Source organism: Streptomyces sp. YS-3 (assembly GCF_045257485.1).
Classification (GTDB): Bacteria; Actinomycetota; Actinomycetes; order Streptomycetales; family Streptomycetaceae; genus Streptomyces.
Genome location: NZ_JBJHPC010000384.1, coordinates 1 through 7,052, shown reverse-complemented (window position 1 = coordinate 7,052; position 7,052 = coordinate 1). Strand labels below are relative to the sequence as shown.

Below are 7,052 nucleotides of genomic sequence, written 5' to 3'. Positions count from 1 at the left end.
CCCCAGGCACAAGGTCTGAGCGTACCTACCTCATCGACTTGGGTCAAAACAAATACCCACACGCGGGACACCCCGGGGACCCACTGAGACGCGTCTCACCCCGGCTCCTCCTCCGGACGGCGGGCGCCGCCCCCGCCACGCCCGAGCCGGAACCCGCGCGGCCCGGACTCGTACGCAAGAGTCCGCGCTCCAAGGCGCCCACCATCCCCCCGCTGGCCGCGCCCCGCCGTGAGCGCGGCAGGGGCGGCGCCCGCCGTCCGGAGGAGGAGCCGGGGTGAGACGCGTCTCAGTGGGTCCCCGGGGTGTCCCGCGTGTGGGTATTTGTTTTGACCCAAGTCGATGAGGTAGGTACGCTCAGACCTTGTGCCTGGGGTGTGCCTGGGCTCCCCTGCGTGCCTACGTCCGCAGGACGAGCCAGATACGGCCACCGCAATCTGCGCTTTCTCCGTGCCCACGGCGGAAGCCCGCAGTATTCGACACACCCGACCGCGTGGGTCGGCGATGTTCCAGGTTAGTTTCACCAACGGCACACAGAAACCGGAGAAGTAGTGCCTACGATCCAGCAGCTGGTCCGGAAGGGCCGGCAGGACAAGGTCGAGAAGACGAAGACGCCCGCGCTCGAGGCTTCGCCTCAGCGTCGTGGTGTCTGCACGCGTGTGTTCACCACCACCCCGAAGAAGCCGAACTCGGCGCTGCGGAAGGTCGCGCGTGTGCGTCTGACCTCCGGCATCGAGGTCACTGCTTACATCCCGGGTGAGGGACACAACCTGCAGGAGCACTCGATCGTGCTCGTGCGTGGTGGCCGTGTGAAGGACCTGCCGGGTGTTCGTTACAAGATCATCCGCGGTGCGCTTGACACGCAGGCTGTCAAGAACCGCAAGCAGGCCCGCAGCCGCTACGGCGCCAAGAAGGAGAAGTAAGAATGCCTCGTAAGGGCCCCGCCCCGAAGCGCCCGGTCATCATCGACCCGGTCTACCAGTCTCCTCTTGTCACGTCGCTGATCAACAAGATCCTGCTGGACGGCAAGCGCTCCACCGCCGAGCGCATCGTCTACGGCGCCATGGAAGGCCTCCGCGAGAAGACCGGCGCTGACCCGGTCATCACGCTGAAGCGCGCGCTGGAGAACGTCAAGCCGTCCCTCGAGGTCAAGTCCCGCCGTGTCGGTGGCGCGACCTACCAGGTGCCGATCGAGGTCAAGCCCGGCCGCGCCGCGACCCTCGCGCTGCGCTGGGTCGTGGGTTACTCCCGCGCCCGCCGCGAGAAGACCATGACCGAGCGCCTGATGAACGAGCTTCTCGACGCTTCGAACGGCCTCGGTGCGGCCGTCAAGAAGCGTGAGGACACGCACAAGATGGCCGAGTCCAACAAGGCCTTCGCGCACTACCGCTGGTAGTCGCAACCCACATCGAGACCGAGAGAAGACTGAGCCTTATGGCCACCACTTCGCTTGACCTGGCCAAGGTCCGCAACATTGGGATCATGGCCCACATCGACGCGGGCAAGACGACCACCACTGAGCGGATCCTGTTCTACACCGGCGTCTCGTACAAGATCGGTGAAGTCCACGACGGCGCTGCCACGATGGACTGGATGGAGCAGGAGCAGGAGCGCGGCATCACCATCACGTCCGCCGCGACGACCTGCCACTGGCCGCTCGAGGACGTCGACCACACCATCAACATCATCGACACCCCGGGTCACGTGGACTTCACGGTCGAGGTGGAGCGTTCGCTCCGCGTCCTCGACGGTGCCGTCACCGTGTTCGACGGTGTCGCCGGTGTGGAGCCGCAGTCCGAGACGGTGTGGCGCCAGGCCGACCGTTACGGCGTGCCGCGCATCTGCTTCGTCAACAAGCTCGACCGCACCGGCGCCGAGTTCCACCGCTGTGTCGACATGATCGTGGACCGCCTCGGCGCGACCCCGATCGTCATGCAGCTCCCCATCGGTGCCGAGGCCGACTTCAAGGGCGTTGTGGACCTGGTCCGCATGAAGGCCCTGGTCTGGTCCGCGGAAGCGACCAAGGGCGAGATGTACGACGTCGTCGACATCCCGGCCACGCACACCGAGGCCGCTGAGGAGTGGCGCGGCAAGCTGGTCGAGACCGTCGCGGAGAACGACGAAGAGATCATGGAGCTCTTCCTCGAGGGCGTCGAGCCCACCGAGGAGCAGCTGTACGCCGCGGTCCGTCGTATCACCATCGCGTCCGGCAAGGGCGGGGAGACCACGGTCACCCCCGTCTTCTGCGGCACCGCGTTCAAGAACAAGGGTGTTCAGCCCCTGCTCGACGCGGTCGTGCGCTACCTGCCGTCGCCCCTGGACGTCGAGGCCATCGAGGGCCACGACGTCAAGGACGCCGAGGTCGTCGTGAAGCGCAAGCCCTCGGACGACGAGCCGCTCGCCGCGCTCGCGTTCAAGATCGCGAGCGACCCGCACCTCGGCAAGCTCACCTTCATCCGGATCTACTCCGGTCGCCTGGAGGCCGGCACCTCGGTGCTGAACTCCGTCAAGGGCAAGAAGGAGCGCATCGGCAAGATCTACCGTATGCACGCGAACAAGCGTGAGGAGATCGACGCGGTGGGCGCCGGCGACATCGTCGCCGTCATGGGCCTGAAGCAGACCACCACCGGTGAGACGCTGTGCGACGAGAAGAACCCGGTGATCCTGGAGTCCATGGACTTCCCGGCGCCGGTCATTCAGGTCGCCATCGAGCCCAAGTCCAAGGGTGACCAGGAGAAGCTGGGTGTCGCCATCCAGCGTCTCGCGGAGGAGGACCCCTCCTTCCAGGTGCACTCGGACGAGGAGACCGGCCAGACCATCATCGGTGGTATGGGCGAGCTCCACCTCGACGTCCTCGTCGACCGTATGCGTCGCGAGTTCAAGGTCGAGGCGAACGTCGGCAAGCCGCAGGTCGCGTACCGCGAGACGATCCGCAAGACCGTCGAGCGTCACGACTACACCCACAAGAAGCAGACCGGTGGTACCGGTCAGTTCGCGAAGGTGCAGATCGCGATCGAGCCCATCGAGGGCGGCGAGGCGTCGTACGAGTTCGTGAACAAGGTCACCGGTGGCCGCATCCCCCGGGAGTACATCCCGTCGGTGGACGCGGGTGCGCAGGAGGCCATGCAGTTCGGCATCCTGGCCGGCTACGAGATGACTGGCGTCCGCGTCATCCTTCTCGACGGTGGCTACCACGAGGTCGACTCCTCCGAGCTCGCGTTCAAGATCGCCGGCTCGCAGGCCTTCAAGGAGGCCGCGCGCAAGGCTTCCCCGGTGCTCCTTGAGCCGATGATGTCCGTCGAGGTCACCACGCCCGAGGACTACATGGGTGAAGTCATCGGCGACATCAACTCCCGCCGTGGCCAGATCCAGGCCATGGAGGAGCGCAGCGGCGCTCGCGTCGTGAAGGGCCTCGTGCCCCTCTCGGAGATGTTCGGCTACGTCGGAGACCTCCGCAGCAAGACTTCGGGTCGCGCAAGCTACTCGATGCAGTTCGACTCCTACGCCGAGGTTCCGCGGAACGTCGCCGAGGAGATCATCGCGAAGGCCAAGGGCGAGTAACTCTTCGGAGTTCCCCCGCTTTAGGCTTGTCACCGGAGTCCGGCGGGGCATTCGCCGCAGTGCGAGAGTATTGCGGCGAATGCCCCCGGACCCGGCATCCCAGCAAAGATCACCTGGCGCCGATGAAGCAAGGCGTACAGAACCACTCCACAGGAGGACCCAGTGGCGAAGGCGAAGTTCGAGCGGACTAAGCCGCACGTCAACATCGGCACCATCGGTCACATCGACCACGGTAAGACGACCCTCACGGCCGCCATTACCAAGGTGCTGCATGACGCGTACCCGGACCTGAACGAGGCCTCGGCCTTCGACCAGATCGACAAGGCTCCCGAGGAGCGCCAGCGCGGTATCACCATCTCGATCGCGCACGTCGAGTACCAGACGGAGTCGCGTCACTACGCGCACGTCGACTGCCCGGGTCACGCGGACTACATCAAGAACATGATCACGGGTGCCGCGCAGATGGACGGCGCCATCCTCGTGGTCGCCGCCACCGACGGCCCGATGCCGCAGACCAAGGAGCACGTGCTCCTGGCCCGCCAGGTCGGCGTTCCGTACATCGTCGTCGCCCTGAACAAGGCCGACATGGTGGACGACGAGGAGATCCTGGAGCTCGTCGAGCTCGAGGTCCGTGAGCTCCTCTCCGAGTACGAGTTCCCGGGCGACGACCTTCCGGTCGTCAAGGTCTCGGCGCTCAAGGCCCTTGAGGGCGACGCCGAGTGGGGCCAGACCGTCCTCGACCTGATGAAGGCCGTCGACGAGTCCATCCCGCAGCCCGAGCGTGACGTCGACAAGCCGTTCCTGATGCCGATCGAGGACGTCTTCACGATCACCGGTCGTGGCACCGTCGTCACCGGTCGTATCGAGCGTGGTGTCCTCAAGGTCAACGAGACCGTCGACATCATCGGCATCAAGACCGAGAAGACCACCACCACGGTCACCGGCATCGAGATGTTCCGCAAGCTGCTCGACGAGGGCCAGGCCGGTGAGAACGTCGGTCTGCTGCTTCGTGGCATCAAGCGCGAGGACGTCGAGCGCGGCCAGGTCATCATCAAGCCGGGCTCGGTCACCCCGCACACGGAGTTCGAGGCGCAGGCGTACATCCTGTCGAAGGACGAGGGTGGCCGTCACACCCCGTTCTTCAACAACTACCGCCCGCAGTTCTACTTCCGTACCACGGACGTGACCGGCGTCGTGACCCTCCCCGAGGGCACCGAGATGGTCATGCCGGGCGACAACACCTCCATGACGGTTTCGCTGATCCAGCCCGTCGCCATGGAGGAGGGCCTCAAGTTCGCCATCCGTGAGGGTGGCCGGACCGTGGGCGCCGGCCAGGTCGTCAAGATCACGAAGTAATTCGTGTTCTGACCTGGTAGCTCGCAACTGAGCACCAAGAGAGGGCCCCGCACCGAAAGGTGCGGGGCCCTTCTCGCGTTCCCGGCCCTTCTCGCTTTCCCGCCCTCTTGCCTTGCCCGTCCGTCAGCCGGCGGCGCGGACCGGCGGTGCCGCCGCCCGCCACGGTGCCCACACCCAGGGCGCCCCGTCCACCCCGAGGCCCACGGCGACCGGGCCGCGATCGGTGAGGTGGAGGGCCGGAGCGCCGACGGGCACGACGCCCTCCGTGCGGACGTGGCGCTCGCCGCCGACGAGCGCCTGCACACGGCCCTTCTCGTCCTTGCCGAGGACGGCCAGAGCGCCGTCGGAGGAGCGCAGCGCGCCGACCGGCCCGTACCCGTCGAAGGGCTTCGGGGGCGGCGCGGTGCGGGCGGTCCCGTCGGCGCGGACGGAGACGAGCCGGGGGTCGGCCGGCGCCAGCCCCTTGCCCTTGGTCTTCCGGGGGTCGGTGAGGGTCCGGTAGAGCAGCTGTACGCCGCCGTCGGGCAGTGCCACGGCCGCGGGGGCGTCGACGGCGAGCGGCAGCCGGGGCCCCTTCACCGGGGCAAGGGGCGCGCCCGGCGAGTCCTGCGTCCAGTGGTGGACGAAGTCGTACCCGGGCGCGAAGACGTGCACGCGCCCCCGGGTGTCCACGGTGACGCCGAGCCCGTCCTGCACGGTCTCCCCGCCGAGGGCGCGCCACGGCCCCCATGCCCCGTCCGCCTCCCGCACACGCGTACTGATCCCCTTGTCGGCGTCGCGGACGAAGAGGTGGACGCGGCCGTCGGGGGCGGTGACGGCGACGGGGGAGCCGACGCGGCGCCCCCGGTCGGCGCCGGCCTCGGGGTTGCCGAGCCCCTGCCAGGCACGGAAGGCGCCGCCGGGCGCGGCCTGTTCCAGCAGCACGAGCTCGCGGGTGTTGGCGCCAGCGCGCCCGGCTGTCGCGGCGAACCGCAGCCCGAAGAGCAACTGGCGCCCGTCCTTCAGGACGGCCCCGCCGAGCACGGGCGCGAGCGGCCCGCCGCCGAGGTCCTCGGGGGTACCGAACCGGCCGCTGCCGGGCGCGGTCTCCCGCCACCGCACGGCGCGCAGCCCCAGCACCCCGTAGGCGGTGAGCCGCCCGTCGGGTTCGTCGCCGACGACCGGCCGGGGCCCGGGGAAGCGGTAGTGGGTGGAGCGCACCCACCCCTTCCAGTTGGTCAGCGGCCGGTTCCCGCCGACGTTGTAGTCCCCGCAGCCGCCCGGGTTGCCGCACCGCCAGTCGGGGGCGCCGCCATAGGGCCGCAGGTGCGCGGCCTTCTCGGCGAGGACGGCGGGCGGCAGGTTCTTGGGCCAGTGCCGGTTGTAGTACGCGCGGTACGAGGTGACGGCGAACCCCGGGACCGCCCGGCCCCGCCGGGTCGCCCGGGCGACGTACCGCACCATCCCCGCCCAGGCGAAGGAGGCGGCGGCGGTGTGGTCGGCGTGGTCGGCGTACCCCGGCTGCTCGCTGTCGTGCTGGCGGGCCTTCTCGGTGCTGTGCTGGATGTCGGGGTCGGGGTCCAGGGTCTGGACGAGGGTGGGCGCGTACGTGTCGAGCAGCCCCGCGACGACCTCCACGAGTCCGTCGTACGTGTACGGGGCCGCCGCGGTCAGCGGGGAGCCCTCGGCGATGACGACGGGCAGGGAGAGCGCCCGGTCCTCCCAGAGGCTGGGCAGCCCCATCCGGCCGCCGCGCAGGGTGTGCATGGCGGTGTTCACGAACACGAGCTCGACGTGGCGCCCGTTGTGGCTGAGCGTGTCGACCTCGGCGCGGTGCCCGCCGCGCAGCTCCCGTACGGACTTCTCCCACGGCGTGAAGAGCGGCAGCCCGAGCAGTGAGGCGTAGGCCTGGCGGAGGCCCTGGTGGCGGGCGGAGGAGTAGGCGGCCTTGTCGTGGCCCCGGTCGGCGGGATCGCTGACGACCCGGTTGTCCCCGTTGGCCTCACCGCCGGTGAGATACACGCTGACGACCTTGGCCCCGCCGTCGAGGGCGTGCTGGGTGTCCGGGTTCATGAAGTACAGGTCGTCGTCGGGGTGCGCCACGATCTGCAGGAGCACGGCACCCCGCCCGGCGGAGACGGGTCGGCCGGGGGCGGCGG

Annotated in this window: 5 protein-coding genes; 4 read left to right on the top strand and 1 reads right to left on the bottom strand. The window is 68.7% G+C overall.

What is annotated here, in order from left to right; all coding sequences use genetic code 11:
- Positions 1-548 precede the first annotated feature (548 nt).
- The 4 genes from rpsL to tuf all read left to right on the top strand — a co-directional run bounded on the left by rpsL (position 549) and on the right by tuf (position 4,914).
- Complete coding sequence (rpsL, locus tag ACJA3G_RS25770; protein ID WP_007265893.1) at positions 549-920, top strand: 30S ribosomal protein S12; 372 nt, start codon at positions 549-551, stop codon at positions 918-920.
- A 2-nt stretch (positions 921-922) separates the two neighbouring features.
- Positions 923-1,393 (top strand): 30S ribosomal protein S7, encoded by a 471-nt coding sequence (rpsG, locus tag ACJA3G_RS25765; RefSeq protein WP_406555431.1) that lies wholly within the window; start codon positions 923-925, stop codon positions 1,391-1,393.
- 38 nt (positions 1,394-1,431) lie between these two features.
- Positions 1,432-3,558 carry an elongation factor G gene (gene fusA, locus ACJA3G_RS25760; RefSeq protein ID WP_361389247.1) on the top strand — a complete coding sequence of 709 codons (2,127 nt, stop codon included), beginning with the start codon at positions 1,432-1,434 and terminating at the stop codon, positions 3,556-3,558.
- A 162-nt stretch (positions 3,559-3,720) separates the two neighbouring features.
- Complete coding sequence (gene tuf, locus ACJA3G_RS25755; RefSeq protein ID WP_406555430.1) at positions 3,721-4,914, top strand: elongation factor Tu; 1,194 nt, start codon at positions 3,721-3,723, stop codon at positions 4,912-4,914.
- Between the two features lie 123 nt (positions 4,915-5,037).
- Here tuf and ACJA3G_RS25750 read toward each other — a convergent pair.
- A partial coding sequence (locus ACJA3G_RS25750; protein ID WP_406555429.1) for a PIG-L family deacetylase occupies positions 5,038-7,052 on the bottom strand: 2,015 nt, incomplete at its 5' end.